Below are 16541 nucleotides of genomic sequence, written 5' to 3'. Positions count from 1 at the left end.
CGGTTACATTCCGAACCCGGAAGCTAAGCCTTTCAGCGCCGATGGTACTGCAGGGGGGACCCTGTGGGAGAGTAGGACGCCGCCGAACAATCTTTCAGGACCCTTGGTCCCAGCGTTCACGCTGGGACCAAGGGTCTTTTTGTTTTTCCATGAACTTTTCGAAGCGCGTCGGGATGCCGACTGCGCGAGAATGACTGCAGTACCCGAAGACAGGAGTCACGCCGATGTCCACCAACTCTCCCGACGATCGTCCGGAGCGCGAGCCGCGTCGTAGGGACGGTGGCGAGCGGGGCGGCTTCCGTGGGCCGCGCCGTGACGACAACCGTGGTGGCGACAACCGTGGTGGCGGGTTCCGTCGTGACGACAACCGTGGTGCCGGCAGTGGTGGCGGTTTCCGCCGCGACGACCGTCCGCGTGACGACCGCCGTGATGACAACCGCGGTGGCGGTTTCCGCCGTGACGACCGTCGTGACGACAACCGTGGCGGTGGCGGTGGCTTCCGTCGCGATGATCGCCGTGATGACACCCGTGGTGGCGGCAGTGGTGGCGGTTTCCGCCGCGACGACAACCGTGGCGGCGACCGCCCTTCGTTCCGTCGCGACGACCGTCGTGACGACAACCGCGGTGGCGGCGCTGGCGGTTTCCGCCGCGATGACAACCGCGGTGGCGGTTTCCGCCGTGACGACCGTCGTGACGACAACCGTGGCGGTGGCGGTGGCTTCCGTCGCGATGACCGTCGTGACGACACCCGTGGTGGCGGCAGCGGTGGTGGCTTCCGCCGCGATGACAACCGTGGCGGCGACCGTCCCTCGTTCCGTCGCGACGACCGTCCCCGTGACGACCGCCGTGACGACCGTCCCTCGTTCCGCCGTGATGACCGTCCGCGTGACGACCGTCGTGACGACAACCGTGGCGGTGGCTTCCGTCGCGACGACCGTCCGTCGTTCCGCCGTGACGACCGTCGTGACGAGCGTCCCTCGTTCCGTCGCGATGAGCGTCGTGACGAGCGGCCGCGTGACGACCGTCGTGACGACAATCGTGGTGGCGGTTTCCGCCGTGACGACCGTCGTGACGACAACCGTGGCGGTGGCTTCCGTCGCGATGATCGCCGTGATGACACCCGTGGTGGCGGCAGCGGTGGCGGTTTCCGCCGTGACGACCGTCCCCGTGATGACCGCGGCGGCGACCGTCCCTCGTTCCGCCGTGACGACCGTCGCGACGAGCGTCCGTCGTTCCGTCGCGACGAGCGTCCGCGTGACGACCGCCGTGACGACACCCGCAGTGGCGGCTTCCGCCGCGACGACCGTCCCCGCGACGACCGCCGCGACGACCGTCCCCGCGACGACCGCCGCGACGACCGTCCCCGTGGGCCCCGTCGTGACGACAGCCGCGGTGGTGGCTTCCGCCGCGACGACCGGCGTGACGACAGCCGGGGCGGGTACCGCGGTCGTGACGACCGGGGTGGCTACGGGCGTCGGGACGACCGCGACCGTGACCGGCCGGACCGCGCGCCCATCAAGCGTCTGCCGATCCCGGACGACGTCACGGGCGAGGAGATCGACCAGGACGTGCGTCAGGAGCTCATGAGCCTCCCCAAGGGGCTCGCCGAGGACGTGGCGCGCAACCTCGTCATGGTCGCCAACCTGATCGACGAGGACCCGGAGCAGGCGTACGCGTACTCTCGTATCGCCCTGCGGCTCGCGTCCCGTGTCGCCGCCGTGCGTGAGGCGGCCGGCTTCGCCGCGTACGCGACGCAGAAGTACTCCGAGGCGCTGGCCGAGTTCCGGGCCGCGCGTCGGATGACCGGTGGTGTCGAGCTGTGGCCCGTGATGGCCGACTGCGAGCGTGGCATGGGCCGCCCGGAGCGGGCCCTCGCCATGGCCGGTGAGCCCGAGGTGCAGAAGCTGGACAAGGCCGGTCAGGTCGAGATGCGGCTCGTCGCCGCCGGCGCCCGCCGGGACATGGGGCAGCTCGACGCCGCCATCGTGACTCTGCAGAGCCCCGAGCTCGCGTCCACCGCCGTCCACCCGTGGACCGCGCGCCTGCGGTACGCCTACGCCGACGCGCTGCTCGCGGCCGGGCGCGAGGACGAGGCCCGTGAGTGGTTCGCCAAGACGGTGGAGTCGGACAAGGACGGGGCCACGGACGCCTCCGACCGGCTCGCGGAGCTCGACGGCGTCGAGTTCGTGGACGCCATCGACGAGCTGGACGAGTCCGAGGGCGTCGCGGAGACCGACGACGCCGACGAGGCGGACGCGACCGACGACCTCGGCGACGCGACCGGCGACCTCGGCGACGTGGACGTCGAGGACGGCGAGGACGTCGAGGACGTCGAGGACGTCGAGGACGTCGAGGACGACGACACGGACCTCAAGGCCTGACGTCGTGTGAGTGTGTGAAAAGGGCGGCACCCCTCCGGGGGTGCCGCCCCCTTTTTTGTGCGCTCAGTCCAGCGCCAGGCTTCTGAGGACCAGGCCCGTCGCCGGCTTCGGTCCGAAGGACGTCGACTTGCGGGGCATGGTGACGCCCTGCCGGGCCAGGTCCCGCACGACGTCCTCCCGTACCGGATGCATGAGCACCGTCGTACCGCCGCGGCGTTCGGCCTGGGCGACTGCGGCCTCGGTGTCGTGGATGTAGCTGATCTCCTCGGGGGTGTCCGGGATGTGCCAGACATGGTCGAGGAGCGTGGAGTGCAGGACCGTGGCGTCCAGGGTGCGCCATGCCTCGGGGCGGTCCGCACGGATCGTACGGGCGAGCAGTGCCGGGTCGGGGCGGTCGAGGAGATGGAACGCGCCGTCGCCGGCCAGGAGGAAGGCGTTGCCGTCGGCCGTGGCGGACTCCAGGGTCTCCATGGCCGTCGACAGGGGGCCTTCGATGCGGCGGACGCGGAAGCCGTCGCCGAGAGCGGCGAGGGCGTCCGCGACGGGGAGGCGGTTGAGGAGGCGGTGGATGGCGCGGACGCGGAGGGGGTAGCGGGCCGTGTCGATGAGGAGGACGAGGCCGTAGTTCCACGGGCTGGGCTGCGTGTGTTCCTCGCGCAGCCGCAGGTATGTCGCCCAGCGGTGGTGGCCGTCGGCGATCAGCGCCTGGTGCTCCGCGAGGGCGGCGGAGACCGTCGCGAGCTCCGTGGGATCCGTGACCGCCCAGAGGCGATGGCTGAAGCCGTCCTCGGTGGTCGTGGCGAGCAGGGGCTCGCGCCGCACGGTGCGCTCGATGACCTCGGTGGCTCCGTCGCCCTCGCCGCGGTAGGTGAGGAGGAGCGGCTCCAGATTGGCGGCCGTGGTCCGCATCAGCGCGGCGCGGTCCTCGACCACGTGCGGCATCACGTCCTCGTGGGGGAGCACGATGCCCTCGGCGGGGGTCGAGAGTTCCAGGGCGCCGATGATGCCGCGCTGCAGGATGCCGTCGCCGCTCTGCTCGTACACGTACAGCGCGGGCTCGGGGTCGGGGGCGAGGACGCCGTCGGCGAGCCAGCGGTCGAGGGTGACGGCGGCCTTGCGGTGGCGGGTGCCGGCGGTGATCGCCTGCGGCAGGATCAGCCGGACGATGTTGTGCGGGTCGGCGGACTCGAGGTGGTGCAGTCCGTCGGGCCGTACGACGACGTCGTACGGCGGGGAGGTCACGGCGGCCAGGCTGCCGACCCGTTCGGGGACGTAGCGCAGTCCTCGGAACGGGACCATGTGCAGACCGTCGGCGCGGACGTCGTCGGCCGCGGGACCTGAGGTGTTCATTACGCAATCGTAAGTGGGGGGTGGCGATGAGCGATGATCGGGGGAGACGGGGAGTGACGTGATCGTTTCGTTTTGATGTGAGGGGTACGAGTCATGGGTGACGGCGTCCGGGGTCGACAGGGCAGGTATCGGCCGGGTGGGAGCGAGCGGGCGCTGAGCGAGGCGTACGACACGGCGCTGCTCGATCTGGACGGTGTGGTGTACGCAGGAGGCGAGGCGATCCCGTACGCGGTGGAGGCGCTGGGCGCGGCGCGGGCCGGCGGGATGCATCTCGCGTATGTCACCAACAACGCGCTGCGGACGCCGGACGCGGTGGCCGCGCATCTGACCGAATTGGGTGTGCCCGCGGAGGCGGGGGACGTCATCACGTCGGCGCAGGCGGTGGCGCGGCTGATCGCCGACGAAGTGCCCGCTGGGTCACGGGTGTTGGTGATCGGTGGGGAGGGGCTTCGGGTGGCGCTGCGGGAGCGGGGCCTGGTGCCGGTGGAGTCGGCCGACGAGGACGGTCTGGCGGCGGTCGTCCAGGGGTACGGCGGGCCGGAGTTGCCGTGGGGGCGGTTCGCGGAGGCGAGCTACGCCGTGGCGCGCGGGGTGCCGTGGTACGCCTCGAACACGGACCTGACGATTCCGGGGGCGCGGGGGATCGGGCCGGGGAACGGGGCGGCCGTGGAGGTCGTACGGATCGCCACGGGCGGACTGGTGGAGCCGAAGGTGGCGGGGAAGCCGTTGCCGCCGATGCACCGCGAGACGGTGCTGCGGACGGGGGCGGAGCGGCCGCTGGTGGTCGGGGACCGGTTGGACACGGACATCGAGGGCGCGTTCAACGGGGGTGTCGACTCGCTGCTGGTGCTGACCGGTGTGACGGACGTGCCACAGCTGCTCGCGGCGGTGCCGGAGCACCGGCCGACGTATGTGGACGCGGATCTGCGGGGGTTGCTGACCGGGCAGCCGCATGTGGTCGGGGTGCACGGCGGCCATGTCTGCGGTGGCTGGTCGGCCGAGGCGCGCGGCGGCGAGCTCGTCCTGGACGGAGAGGGGCCGGTCCTGGACGGGGTGCGGGCGCTGTGCGCGGCGGCGTGGACGGAGGCCGGGGCGGGGGCGAGCGGCCTGGACGCGGGCAAGGCGCTGGAGCGGTTGGGGCTGTGACCGGGAAGGGCCTCTCGTCGGGGCCCTGACCTGCGGACGGGGATCGAACGCCGATGGCAGGGTAGGCTAACCTAACTGCCGTGTTGGTCGAGAGTCCCTCCCGAGCGAGCGCGGATCCGACCGGCCCTGACCAGACGCCGACGCGCCGGCATTCCGTGCGCGCCGTCGGGTTGGTCGTGGCCGTCGGAGTCCTGCTGCTGGTCTGTGTCCTGAGCGTCATGATCGGCGCCAAACCGGTGCCGCTCGGCGATGTGTGGCACGGGTTGTTCCAGAACACCGGTGTCGGAAACGACGTCATCATCCATGACGTACGCGTCCCCCGCACGCTCCTCGGGCTGCTCGTCGGCGTCGCCCTCGGGCTCTCCGGGGCCGTGATGCAGGGCCTCACCCGTAACCCGCTCGCCGAGCCCGGCCTGCTCGGCGTCAACGCCGGCGCCGCCGCGGCCGTCGTCTCCGCGATCGCGTTCCTCGGGGTCACGGACGTCAGCGACTACATCTGGTTCGCGTTCGCCGGCGCCGCCGTCGTCTCTGTCGTCGTGTACGTCCTCGGTGGCAGTCGCAGCTCCACCCCGGTACGCCTCGCGCTCGCCGGAACCGCCGCCACGGCCGCGCTCTACGGCTACGTCAACGCCGTCCAGTTGCTCAACTCGGCCGCCCTGGACCGGCTCCGCTTCTGGACCGTCGGCTCGCTCGCCTCCGCCGACATGGAGACCGTGCGCCGGGTGGCGCCGTTCATTCTTGTCGGCGTGGTGCTCGCCCTGCTCATCTCGCGGCCCCTCAACGCCATGGAGATGGGCGACGACACCGCCCGCGCGCTCGGCGCCAACCTCAACCGCACCCGAGTGATCGCCATGGCTGCCGTCACGCTGATGTGCGGCGCCGCGACTGCCGCGTGTGGACCGATCGTGTTCCTCGGGCTGATGGTCCCGTATCTCGTACGGGCCATCACCGGCCCCGACATGCGCTGGATCCTCCCCTACGCAGCCGTCCTCTCGCCCGTCCTCCTCCTCGGCTCCGATGTGATCGGACGGCTCGTCGCCCGCCCCGCGGAGCTCCAGGTCGGCATCGTCACCGCGCTGATCGGCGGACCCGTCTTCATCCGTCTCGTCCGCCGCAAGAGGATGGCCCAGCTGTGACCACCAAGACGCTACGGACCGGCGGCGGGCTCTCCCTGCGCTACGCACCCCGCGCCGCGTTTTCCATGGTCGGGCTGCTCGCCCTCACCCTCGCCGCCGCCGTCGTGCTCATCGGCAGCGGCGACTTCCCGATCGCCCCCGGCGACGTCGTCGCGACCCTCCTCGGCAACGGCACCGCCGTCCAGGAGTTCGCGGTCATGGACCTGCGGCTGCCGCGCGTCCTCGTCGCCGTCTTCGTCGGCGCCGCGCTCGGCATCGGCGGAGCCGTCTTCCAGTCCATCTCCCGCAACCCGCTCGGCAGCCCCGACGTCATCGGCTTCGGCCAGGGCGCGACCGTCGGCGCGCTCACCGTCATCGTGCTCTTCCAGGGCAGCGCCATGGCCGCCGCCGGCGGGGCCGTGGTCGGTGCCCTGATCACCGGCGCCGCGATCTACCTGCTCGCCTGGAAGCGCGGGATCCACGGCTACCGGCTCGTCCTCGTCGGCATCGGCGCGGCCGCCATGCTCACCGCCGTCATCCACTACCTCATCACCAAGGCCAACCTGGTCGACGCCACCCGCGCCACGGTCTGGATGACCGGCTCGCTCGACGGGCGCGACTGGGCGCAGTTCTGGCCGCTGTTCGCCGTCAGCTGCGTCCTCGTCCCGCTGGTCCTGGGGCACGGGCGGGCGCTGCGGATGCTGGAGATGGGCGACGACGCCGCGTACGCCCTCGGGGTGAGGGTCGAGCGGACCCGCATCGTGCTGATGGGCTCCGCCGTGCTGCTCGTCGCCGTCGCGACCGCCGCCGCCGGACCCATCGTCTTCGTCTCGCTGAGCGCGCCCCAACTGGCCCGCAGGCTGACCCGCTCGCCCGGCCCCAACCTCGCCGCATCCGCCCTCATGGGTTCGGCGCTGCTGCTGCTCGCCGACTGGACCGCGACCAACGCCTTCGGCGACCGGCAACTGCCCGTCGGCGTCATCACCGGTGTGCTCGGCGGCTGCTATCTGCTGTGGCTGCTCGTCACCGAACGCAAGGCGGGACGGATATGAACGCGAAGAACGCGAAGGAACTCAGGAGCACCTCCATGGACGGTCGGACCCAGCGGCTCAGCGCGGAGTCGGTCACCCTCGCCTACGACCAGCGGATCATCGCCCGCGACCTGTCCGTGGCGATCCCCGACAACTCCTTCACGGTCATCGTCGGACCCAACGCCTGCGGCAAGTCGACCCTGCTGCGCGCCCTGTCCCGGATGCTCAAGCCCTCCCAGGGGCGGGTGCTCCTCGACGGGCAGACCATCCACACCATGCCGGCGAAGAAGGTCGCCAAGACCCTCGGCCTGCTGCCCCAGTCCTCCATCGCCCCCGACGGCATCACGGTCGCCGACCTGGTGGCCCGCGGCCGCTACCCGCACCAGGGGCTGCTGCGCCAGTGGTCCCCGGAGGACGAGCGGATCGTCCAGGAATCGATGGCCGCGACCGGCGTCGCCGAGCTGGCGGAGCGGTACGTCGACGAGCTGTCCGGCGGCCAGCGCCAGCGGGTCTGGATCGCGATGGCGCTCGCCCAGCAGACCCCGCTGCTGCTGCTCGACGAGCCCACGACCTTCCTCGACATCCAGCACCAGATCGACGTCCTCGACCTCTGCGCCGAGCTGCACGAGAACCAGGGCCGCACCCTGGTCGCCGTCCTGCACGACCTCAACCACGCCGCCCGGTACGCCACCCACCTCATCGCCGTCCGCGGCGGCGAAGTGGTCGCGGAGGGCCCGCCGGCCGAGGTCGTGACGGCCGAGCTGGTGGAGCGGGTCTTCGGGCTGCGCTGCCAGGTCATCGACGACCCCGAGACGGGCACGCCGCTGGTCGTGCCCGCCGGGCGGAAGGCCCGGGCCGAGAAGCAGGAGCCCGCGCTAAAGAAGTGAGCGCAGCCGGAGCAGGTCGCGGAAGCCGGCCTCCAGCCTGACCCGGCCGGAGGCCCAGGCCTTCGCGAAGTTCAGCTCGCCGTTCACCATCGCCACCAGGTCGTCGCCGGTCATCGCCAGCCGGATCTCCGCCTTGGCGGGCGGTGGGCCCGCCACCGTGTCCCGGACCTCGATCCGGCCGTCCGCGAGACGGCCGGTGAACGTGGTGTCCAGGTCCGTGATGTGGCAGCTCAGGGTGCGGTCGAGCGCGGCGGCGCTGCGCACCTCGCCGTCCGCGCGCGAGAGATTGTCCGAAAGTCTGTCGAGTGCGCTACGGCACTCCGTGATCGTGGCCATTGTGATCGACCGTACCCCAGGGCTTCGCGATAGCGTCGGGGCATGAGCGACGTGACGGATGGGACGCCGGCCGTGGAGTCGGACGGGACACCGGCCGCCGAGACGGATGTGCGTCCCGGGCCGGATGCGCGACCGGGCCCGGACGCGGAGGGGACGCCGGCCGGAGGCGCGGAGGCGGCGTACGAGGCCGCCGCGCCCGCGCCCCTCGGCGTGGAGCGGGCCCCGACCGGGCGTCCCGCCGTGGACGCCCTCCTGGAGCGCCTCGCCGACGCGGATCACCTTCCGGCGGACGGACACCTGGAGGTGTACGAGGATGTACACCGTGGGCTGCGCTCCGAGCTGACGTCGCTCGACGCCGTCCGCCCCGGACCGGCCCCCGGACCGTGAACGGTCCCGCCGTGATCTCCGTACAAGCAGTCGTAGAACCCCGTCGTAAGAACCCGTCGTACAACCACAGGAGCTGAACCGAACGTGGCAGGAGTGGCACGCCGCCGTCTGGACGCCGAGCTGGTACGCCGCAAGCTCGCCCGCTCGCGCGAGCACGCCAGCCAGCTGATCGCCGCCGGGCGGGTGAGCGTCGGCAAGACGGTCGCGACCAAGCCGGCCACCCAGGTCGAGACGGCCGCGGCCATCGTCGTGGCCCAGGACGACGCCGACCCCGACTACGTCTCGCGCGGCGGCCACAAGCTCGCCGGTGCCTTCGCCGCGTTCGTACCGCAGGGGCTGAAGGTCGAGGGCCGGCGGGCGCTGGACGCGGGCGCGTCGACCGGCGGCTTCACCGACGTCCTGCTCCGCGCCGGCGCCGCGCATGTCGTCGCCGTGGACGTCGGCTACGGCCAGCTCGCCTGGTCGCTGCAGAGCGACGACCGGGTCACCGTGAAGGACCGTACGAACGTCCGTGAGCTGACCCTCGAGGCCATCGACGGAAAGCCTGTCGACCTCGTCGTCGGCGACCTCTCCTTCATCCCGCTCGGCCTCGTGCTGCCCGCCCTCGCGCGCTGCACCGCCCCCGACGCGGACCTCGTGCTCATGGTCAAGCCGCAGTTCGAGGTGGGCAAGGAACGCCTCGGCACCGGCGGAGTCGTCCGTAGCCCCGAGCTCCGGGCGGACACCGTACGGAACGTGGCGCGCCAGGCCGCCGAGCTCGGGCTCGGGGTGCTGGGCGTGACGGCGAGCCCGCTGCCGGGGCCCTCCGGCAACGTCGAGTACTTTCTGTGGCTGCGGGCAGGGGCGCCCGCGCTGGATCCGGCGGATGTCGACCGCGCCGTGGCGGAGGGACCTCGTTGAGCTCAACGAAAGCAGCACAGCGCACCGTTTTCCTGCTCGCGCACACCGGCCGGCCGGCCGCCGTGCGCAGCGCCGAACTCGTCGTCCTCGGGCTGCTGCGCAGCGGGATCGGCGTCCGTGTCCTGGAGGCGGAGGCGGCCGACCTGCCGCTGCCGCCCTCCGTGGAGATGGTGCCGGAGGCCTGTACCGATGCCCTCGAGGGCTGTGAGCTGCTCGTCGTCCTCGGCGGTGACGGGACGCTGCTGCGCGGCTCGGAGTTCTCCCGGGCGTCCGGTGTGCCGATGCTCGGCGTCAACCTGGGCCGGGTGGGCTTCCTCGCGGAGGCCGAGCGCGACGACCTCGACAAGGTCGTCGACCGGGTCGTCACGCGCGCGTACGAGGTCGAGGAGCGGATGACCCTCGACGTCGTCGTGTACGAGAACGGCGACGTACTGCACCGGGACTGGGCGCTGAACGAGGCCGCCGTGCAGAAGGTCTCCCCGGAACGGATGCTGGAGGTCGTGATAGCGATCGACGGCCGGCCGGTCACAGGATTCGGCTGCGACGGCGTGATCTGCGCGACCCCGACGGGCTCCACGGCCTACGCCTTCTCGGCCGGTGGACCGGTGATCTGGCCGGAGGTCGAGGCGCTGCTGATGGTCCCGATCGGGGCCCACGCGCTGTTCGCGAAGCCGCTCGTGACGACGCCGGAGTCGGTTCTCACGGTGGAGGTCGAGCCGCACACCCCGCACGGCGTGCTGTGGTGCGACGGCCGGCGGACGGTGGAACTCCCTTCGGGAGCACGGGTGGAGGTGCGGCGCGGGGAGGTTCCCGTACGGCTGGCCCGGCTGCACCACGCCTCGTTCACGGACCGTCTCGTGGCGAAGTTCGCCCTGCCGGTCTCGGGGTGGCGCGGCGCCCCGCACTGAGGCGCCGGAGCGGCCCCCGACTCCCCACCCCCACGGGTGACAACCGCATCCCCGACCTGCGCGTTCGTACCGTTCCGGCAGGGGCCGTCGCACAGCCGGGCCTCGACCTCGTAAGGTCTTCCCCGTGTTGGAGGAGATGCGGATACGGTCGCTCGGGGTCATCGACGACGCTGTTGTCGAGCTGTCGCCCGGTTTCACCGCGGTGACGGGTGAGACCGGTGCGGGCAAGACCATGGTCGTCACGAGCCTGGGGCTGCTGCTCGGCGGGCGCGCCGACCCCGCCCTGGTGCGGATCGGCGCCGGCTCGGCCGTCGTCGAGGGGCGGATCACGCTGCCCGAGGGCGCGGCAGCCGCCGCGCGGGCGGCGGAGGCGGGCGCCGAGCTCGACGACGGCGCGCTGCTCGTCAGCCGGACGGTCTCGGCCGAGGGGCGCTCGCGCGCCCATCTCGGCGGGCGCTCCGTACCTGTCGGCCTGCTCGCCGAGCTCGCCGACGAACTCGTCGCCGTCCACGGCCAGACCGACCAGCAGGGCCTGCTCAAGCCGGCCCGCCAGCGCGGCGCCCTGGACCGGTACGCGGGCGACGCCGTCGCCGTACCGCTGGCCGCGTACGGGGAGGCGTACCGGCGGCTGCGGGCCGTCGTCGCCGAGCTGGACGAGATCACCACGCGTGCGCGGGAACGGGCCCAGGAGGCCGATCTGCTGCGCTTCGGGCTCGGCGAGATCGAGGCCGTCGAGCCGCTGGCCGGCGAGGACGTCGAGCTGGCCGCGGAGGCGGAGCGGCTCGGCCACGCCGAGGCCCTGGCGTCCGCCGCCGCCCTGGCGCACGCGGCGCTCGCCGGACAGCCCGAGGACCCGGAGGCCGTCGACGCGACGACCCTGGTCGCGGGCGCGGGGCGGGCCCTGGAAGCCGTACGGTCGCACGATCCGGCGCTCGCCGCGCTGGCGGACCGGATGGGGGAGATCTCCATCCTCCTCGCCGACGTGGCCGGGGAGCTGGCCGGGTACGCCGACAACCTGGACGCCGACCCGCGCCGGCTCGCGGCCGTCGAGGAGCGGCGCGCGGCGCTGACCCAGCTCACCCGGAAGTACGGCGCGGACGTCGCCGCCGTGCTGGCCTGGGCGCAGGAGAGCGCGGTCCGGCTCACCGAGCTGGAGGGCGACGACGACAGGGTCGGCGATCTGACGGCCGAGCGGGACACGCTGCGGACCGAACTGTCGGTGCTCGCACAGGCGCTCACGGACGCCCGTACGGAGGCGGCGGCGCGGTTCGCCGACGCCGTCACCGCCGAACTGGCCTCGCTGGCCATGCCCCACGCGCGCGTGTCCTTCGACATCCGGCAGACGGAGTCCGTCGACGAGGCTTCGGGCGTCGAGGTCGGCGGGCGGACCGTGGCCTACGGGCCGTCCGGCGCCGACGAGGTCGAGCTGCTGCTCGCCCCGCACCCGGGCGCGCCGCCGCGGCCGATCGCGAAGGGCGCGTCCGGTGGTGAGCTGTCCCGGGTGATGCTGGCCGTCGAGGTCGTCTTCGCGGGTACGGACCCGGTGCCGACGTATCTCTTCGACGAGGTCGACGCGGGCGTCGGCGGCAAGGCTGCCGTGGAGATCGGCCGCCGTCTCGCCAAGCTCGCCAAGTCCGCGCAGGTCGTGGTCGTCACGCACCTGCCGCAGGTCGCGGCGTTCGCCGACCGCCAGCTGCTGGTGGAGAAGACCAACGACGGGTCCGTGACCCGGTCCGGTGTCACCGTCCTGGAGGGCGAGGACCGGGTCCGTGAGCTGTCGCGGATGCTGGCCGGCCAGGAGGACTCGGAGACGGCCAGGGCGCACGCCGAGGAACTGCTGGCGACGGCGCGGGCGGACGGCTGACGGGTCGGGGGCGGTCGCCGCACCGTGCGGGGCCGCTGCCGCGCGAGGCGTTGGCGCGACTGTCGCGGAACACCGGGCCCGGGTCATCCACGTCGCTTGCCCCCCGTTGGCGGTGAGCCGCCCCAGCGGGGCCGCGTCCGGAGGAACGGGCCGAAGCGCACCGGGTGGGGTTTCCCCCGGCGCGGGGGCTCGTCGACCGCGCGCCTAGGCTGGGCCCATGATCGGAAAGCTGGGCAGGGTCGGGACCTTCGCGGTGGCGGCGGGCGTGAGCCGGGCCGTCCATGCCGGGCTCCGGCGTCGGGACGACGAGCGGTGGCGGCGGGAGAACCACGCCGGCCGGAGCGTCGATCTGTACGCGGGCCCCGCGACCGCCGTCGGGACCGCGCTGGCCGTGGCGAGCGCGGCGAGCGCGGGGTCCGCCCGGCCGGCGGCCGGGGGAGGGCCCGCGGCCTTCGCCGTCCTCGCCGCCGGAGCCTGTGGGGCGTACGACGATGTGAAGGGCGACCACCGCAGGGGCTTCCGGGCGCACCTCGACGCCCTGCGGCACGGTGAGGTCACCAGCGGTGCCGTCAAGCTGCTCGGGATCGGCGGGGCCGGGCTCGTGGCCGGGGCGCTGCTGAAGGAGCGTCCGGTCGACAAGGTCCTGGCGGGTGTGGTGATCGCGGGCACCGCGCACCTCGTCAACCTCGTGGACGTGGCCCCGGGGCGTGCCGCGTTGACGGTTCTGGGGCTCGGTGTGCCCGGACTCCTGCGCGGATCGCTCGCCGCCGCGCCGATGGGCGCCGCGGCCGCCGTCCTCACCGACGACCTCGGCGAGCGCACCATGCTCGGTGACACGGGGGCGCACGCGCTCGGCGCGGCCGTCGGCAGCGCGATCGCCGCCGGGAACGGGCGGTTCGGACTCGCCGTCCACGCGGCGGGTCTCATCGCGGCGGCGGCGTGCGGAGAGAGGCTCAGTGACCTCGCGCGCTCACCCATGTGAGTGATACCGCCCGGCGAGTTGAGGGCTCGGACACGGGAACGACGCGGCTTCGGTGCCGGAACGTGCGTACGGGCTGGCATCCTTGGGCGCGTGACACAGCTCCGTACGGTCCAAGTGCTGGGCGGCGGCAGCGCGGGCAGCAGCGCTCACGTCAGATCACTTGCCTCGGGGCTGGTGGCGAGGGGCGTGCGGGTGACCGTGTGCGCCCCGGCCGAACTCGACCGCGCCTACGACTTCATCGGCGCCGGCGCACACTTCGTGCCCGTCCCGCGCCGTAACGACCCCGCGACGGTCGCGGTGCTCCGCAACGCCTGCATCGGCGCCGACGTCGTGCACGCGCACGGGCTGCACGCCTCGGTCCGGGCGATGCTCGCCCTGTCGGGTGGGGTGCGGACGCCGTCGCTGGTGACGACCTGGCACACCCGTAGCCATGTGGACGGCGCGCGGGGCGGGCTGCTGCGTCTCCTTGAACGAAGGACCGCCCGGGCGGCCGCCGTCGTCCTCGGCACCTCCTCCGAACTCGTCGACCGCGCGCGACGGCGCGGGGCGCGGGACGCCCGGCTCGCGCCGGTGACGGTGCCCGCGTCGCGTGCACCGGTCTGTCTGCACGACGGGAAGGCGCGGGCGGAACTGGGGGCGGTGGACCGGCCGTTGCTGATGGCCGTCGGCGCGCTGGTGCCCGAGCGGGGGTACGGGATGCTGCTGGACGCGGCGCGTGTGTGGCGGGATCTGGACCCGCAGCCGCTGCTCGTGATCGCGGGGGAGGGGCGCGAACGGGCGGCGATGCAGCGCCGGATCGAGACAGAGGGTCTGGCGGTCCGGCTGATCGGCAGTCGGGACGACGTGGCGGAGCTGCTGGCCGCGGCGGACGTGGCGGTCCTGCCGTCGCGTTGGGAGGCCCGCTCCCCGCTGGCGCAGGAGGCGTTGAGGCTCGGTGTGCCCCTGGTCGCGACGGCCGTGGGCGGTGTGCCCGAACTGGTCGGGGACGCGGCGGAGTTGGTGCCGTGGGGGGATGCGGCGGCGCTGGCGGAAGCGGTGCGGGAGCTGTTGTCGGATGTGGACCGGCGGATGGACCTCGCGGCCGCGGGGCGGGTGCAGGCGGGCACATGGCCGACGGAGGACGAGACGATCGCGCACGTCCTGAGCGTGTACGACGAGCTGTCGGGCCGCCGCTGACGGCGGCCCGGCGACCGCGGCGCCCTATGGTGTGTGGCGCCTCGCCCGGAGCGCCAGCGACAGGGCCAGGACCGTCTGTGGGTCGTCCAGGTCCGTGCCGAGGAGCTCGGAGATCCGGGCCAGGCGGTTGTAGAGCGTCTGGCGGTTCAGATGGAGTTCGCGGGCCGTCTCGGCCTTGCGGCCCGCGTGGGCCAGATAGGTCTCCAGGGTCGGGAGCAGCGGCGGGCGCGAGGTCCGGTCGTGCTCCCGCAGCGGCCCGATGGCGCGGTCCACGAAGGCCGCCAGGTCCGGGTGTTCCCGCAGGCGCCACAGCAGCAGGTCGATGTCCAGACGTCGGGCGTCGTACCAGGGCCGGTCCGAGAGGCCCTGCGCCGCCGTCGCCGTCTCGCCCGCGTGCCGCAGGGACGCCGACGCCGCGGCCCAGCCGCCCGCGATGCCCACCACGACCACCGGAGCGTGAGCCCCGGCCCGTTCGAGACCGGCCCGCTCCACGCCCGCCCGCAGCGCCGCCGCGACCCGGTCCGCCACCGCCGTACGCTCCGACTCCGAGCGCAGGCCCAGGAGCAGCGGCACACGCCCCTCCACGGGGCGTACGCCGAGGAGCACCGGAACACCCACCGACGACAGCTCCTCCAGGACCGCCCTCGCCAGCAGCGCCCAGTTCCCCGAGGGGGAGAGCTCGGAGGCGAGCCGCATGACCACGGGCAGCAGCGGACCGTCTCCCGGGCGGAAGCCCAGCACCCGCGCCTGCGCCGGCGCGTCCTCCGCCGTGATCCGGCCCTCTGCCAGGTCCGTCAGGAAGTCACCGCGCCCCCGGGCCGCCAGCTCCTCCTCCTGCCGGGCCTGCATCAGCACGACCGCCAGAATCCCCGCCGCCCGCTCCGCCGCCATCCGGTGCACGGGGGACAGCGGTCCGGAGACCGCGAGCAGAACCAGCCGGGCCCGGACCGAGCCGGTGCCCGGTCCACCCCCGGGCACGTCGACCAGGACCGCGCCTGTCGGCGGACCCGACTCCCGCGCCGCCCGCTGGCCGCGCAGACCGTCCCACACCTGGAGCGGGTCCGCCGGGCCGGACTCCGTGCCCGCCGCGTAGAGCAGTTGCCCGTCCGCCGTCTCCAGGAAGACCGGGTTCGTGGTGAAGTCGGCCAGGATCCGCAGGACCTGTGGCACCCCGCCCCCGCCGAGCAGCGCCTCGGTGCACTGCCGGTGCACCTCCTCCGCCTGCCGGAGCAGCGCGTAGTGGCCGTTGACGATCTCGGTGTGGATCTCCTCCGTGACGGCCACGAAGGGCACTTCACGGTGCAGCTGCACAAGCGGAAGGCCGGCGGAACGCGCCGTCTCCACGATCGTCGCCGGCAGGCGCGAGAAGCGCGGGCCGAGCTCCACCACCAGCGCCGCGATGCCCCGCTCGGCGAGCCGCCGTACGAATGCCCGCTGCTCCGCCGGGCGGGTGCCGAGGCCCAGACCGGTGGTCAGCAGCAGCTCGCCGCCCTTGAGCAGGGACGCGATGTTCGGGACCTCGCCCGCGTGCACCCAGCGCACCGTACGGTGCAGCCGGTCCGCGCAGGCGACGACTTCCGGGAGCCCGCTGCGCAGTCCGGGCAGCTCCAGCGCCCGCTGCACGGTGATCCCGCCCTGATTCTCCATGGAGCCGGACGCTACCTCCGGACATGTTCGCGCGACATCACCCGGCGGTCACAGGGCTGGACAGTTCGTCCATCTCGTCGACAACTCGTCGCCCCAACAGGCCAATTGTGCGACCGCATGTCGATTGTGGCGTACGTCACCCCGGACGGGACCGAGCGCGGTGACGACGAACAGCACGCCCCAGCCCCCGCCGCCGTACCGCAGATCTGACCCGTTCCCTCACCTCTCCGGGAGCGCCTCATGGCACGCACCAACCCGATGCACCTCCTGAACCGCCTCGCCGCCGAGCACGCCGACGCCCGACGGCTGGGCCCGCCCGTCGACGAGTGGAGTGGGATGACGTCCGAGATGCTCGGACGGCGCTCCCTCCTGAAGTACGCCGCCGCGGCCGGGATCGCCGCCGATCTCGGACGTCTGGCCGTATGCCCAGT

The 16541-nt window shown here is 73.1% G+C and carries 14 protein-coding genes, 1 rRNA gene and 1 pseudogene; 13 read left to right on the top strand and 3 right to left on the bottom strand.

The genetic code is table 11. The annotated features are described in order from the left end of the window. The 3 genes and pseudogenes from rrf to ACZ561_RS21095 form a co-directional block, all read left to right on the top strand. Positions 1-88 (top strand): 5S ribosomal RNA (rrf, locus tag ACZ561_RS21105); the annotation flags it as partial. A gap of 226 nt (positions 89-314) precedes the next feature. Beyond that, a pseudogene (locus tag ACZ561_RS21100) lies at positions 315-953 on the top strand (DEAD/DEAH box helicase); the annotation flags it as partial. Between the two features lie 615 nt (positions 954-1568). After that, complete coding sequence (locus ACZ561_RS21095) at positions 1569-2381, top strand: tetratricopeptide repeat protein (RefSeq protein WP_470997224.1); 813 nt, start codon at positions 1569-1571, stop codon at positions 2379-2381. 63 nt (positions 2382-2444) lie between these two features. On the opposite strand, the gene ACZ561_RS21090 is transcribed toward ACZ561_RS21095, so the two are convergent. After that, positions 2445-3731 carry a DUF1015 domain-containing protein gene (locus ACZ561_RS21090; protein ID WP_470997138.1) on the bottom strand — a complete coding sequence of 429 codons (1287 nt, stop codon included), beginning with the start codon at positions 3729-3731 and terminating at the stop codon, positions 2445-2447. 93 nt (positions 3732-3824) lie between these two features. Here ACZ561_RS21090 and ACZ561_RS21085 point away from each other — a divergent pair, with 93 nt between their 5' ends. The 4 genes from ACZ561_RS21085 to ACZ561_RS21070 all read left to right on the top strand — a co-directional run bounded on the left by ACZ561_RS21085 (position 3825) and on the right by ACZ561_RS21070 (position 7910). Continuing rightward, positions 3825-4877, top strand: a complete 1053-nt coding sequence (locus ACZ561_RS21085) for an HAD hydrolase-like protein (RefSeq protein WP_470997135.1) — start codon at positions 3825-3827, stop codon at positions 4875-4877. Positions 4878-4957: 80 nt separating this feature from the next. Then, positions 4958-6013, top strand: coding sequence for an iron chelate uptake ABC transporter family permease subunit (locus tag ACZ561_RS21080; protein ID WP_470997132.1), 1056 nt, complete (start codon positions 4958-4960; stop codon positions 6011-6013). Continuing rightward, positions 6010-7044: a FecCD family ABC transporter permease gene (locus tag ACZ561_RS21075; RefSeq protein WP_470997129.1), complete on the top strand. Its 1035-nt coding sequence runs from the start codon at positions 6010-6012 to the stop codon at positions 7042-7044. The genes ACZ561_RS21080 and ACZ561_RS21075 overlap by 4 nt, the downstream gene beginning before the upstream one ends. Further along, complete coding sequence (locus tag ACZ561_RS21070) at positions 7041-7910, top strand: ABC transporter ATP-binding protein (protein ID WP_470997126.1); 870 nt, start codon at positions 7041-7043, stop codon at positions 7908-7910. The genes ACZ561_RS21075 and ACZ561_RS21070 overlap by 4 nt, the downstream gene beginning before the upstream one ends. On the opposite strand, the gene ACZ561_RS21065 is transcribed toward ACZ561_RS21070, so the two are convergent. Then, on the bottom strand, positions 7899-8246 hold the full coding sequence (locus ACZ561_RS21065) for an SCP2 sterol-binding domain-containing protein (protein WP_470997123.1): 348 nt from the start codon (positions 8244-8246) through the stop codon (positions 7899-7901). The genes ACZ561_RS21070 and ACZ561_RS21065 overlap by 12 nt on opposite strands. A gap of 42 nt (positions 8247-8288) precedes the next feature. Between ACZ561_RS21065 and ACZ561_RS21060 the strand changes: the two genes are divergently transcribed. From ACZ561_RS21060 to ACZ561_RS21035, 6 genes are all read left to right on the top strand, one after another. Then, positions 8289-8633: a hypothetical protein gene (locus ACZ561_RS21060; protein ID WP_470997120.1), complete on the top strand. Its 345-nt coding sequence runs from the start codon at positions 8289-8291 to the stop codon at positions 8631-8633. Between the two features lie 84 nt (positions 8634-8717). Next, a complete protein-coding gene (locus tag ACZ561_RS21055; RefSeq protein ID WP_376443458.1) occupies positions 8718-9533 on the top strand; it encodes a TlyA family RNA methyltransferase in 816 nt (271 codons plus the stop codon). Further along, positions 9530-10441, top strand: a complete 912-nt coding sequence (locus ACZ561_RS21050; RefSeq protein WP_470997117.1) for an NAD kinase — start codon at positions 9530-9532, stop codon at positions 10439-10441. Before ACZ561_RS21055 ends, ACZ561_RS21050 begins: the two co-directional genes overlap by 4 nt. A 136-nt stretch (positions 10442-10577) precedes the next feature. Then, positions 10578-12305 (top strand): DNA repair protein RecN, encoded by a 1728-nt coding sequence (gene recN / locus ACZ561_RS21045; RefSeq protein ID WP_470997222.1) that lies wholly within the window; start codon positions 10578-10580, stop codon positions 12303-12305. Between the two features lie 217 nt (positions 12306-12522). Continuing rightward, the gene (locus ACZ561_RS21040) at positions 12523-13287 is read left to right on the top strand and encodes a hypothetical protein (RefSeq protein WP_470997115.1); all 765 of its coding nucleotides are present in this window, start codon (positions 12523-12525) and stop codon (positions 13285-13287) included. A gap of 90 nt (positions 13288-13377) precedes the next feature. Then, positions 13378-14463: a glycosyltransferase family 4 protein gene (locus ACZ561_RS21035; protein ID WP_470997112.1), complete on the top strand. Its 1086-nt coding sequence runs from the start codon at positions 13378-13380 to the stop codon at positions 14461-14463. Positions 14464-14487: 24 nt separating this feature from the next. Here the strand turns inward: ACZ561_RS21035 and ACZ561_RS21030 are convergent, their stop codons facing one another. Continuing rightward, positions 14488-16110, bottom strand: a complete 1623-nt coding sequence (locus ACZ561_RS21030; RefSeq protein ID WP_376443469.1) for a PucR family transcriptional regulator — start codon at positions 16108-16110, stop codon at positions 14488-14490. Positions 16111-16541 lie beyond the last annotated feature (431 nt).

It is taken from the genome of Streptomyces sp. NPDC039609, from assembly GCF_055596705.1.
The sequence above is the reverse complement of the archived record's forward strand: the minus strand, read 5'-3'. Positions and strand labels throughout refer to the sequence as shown.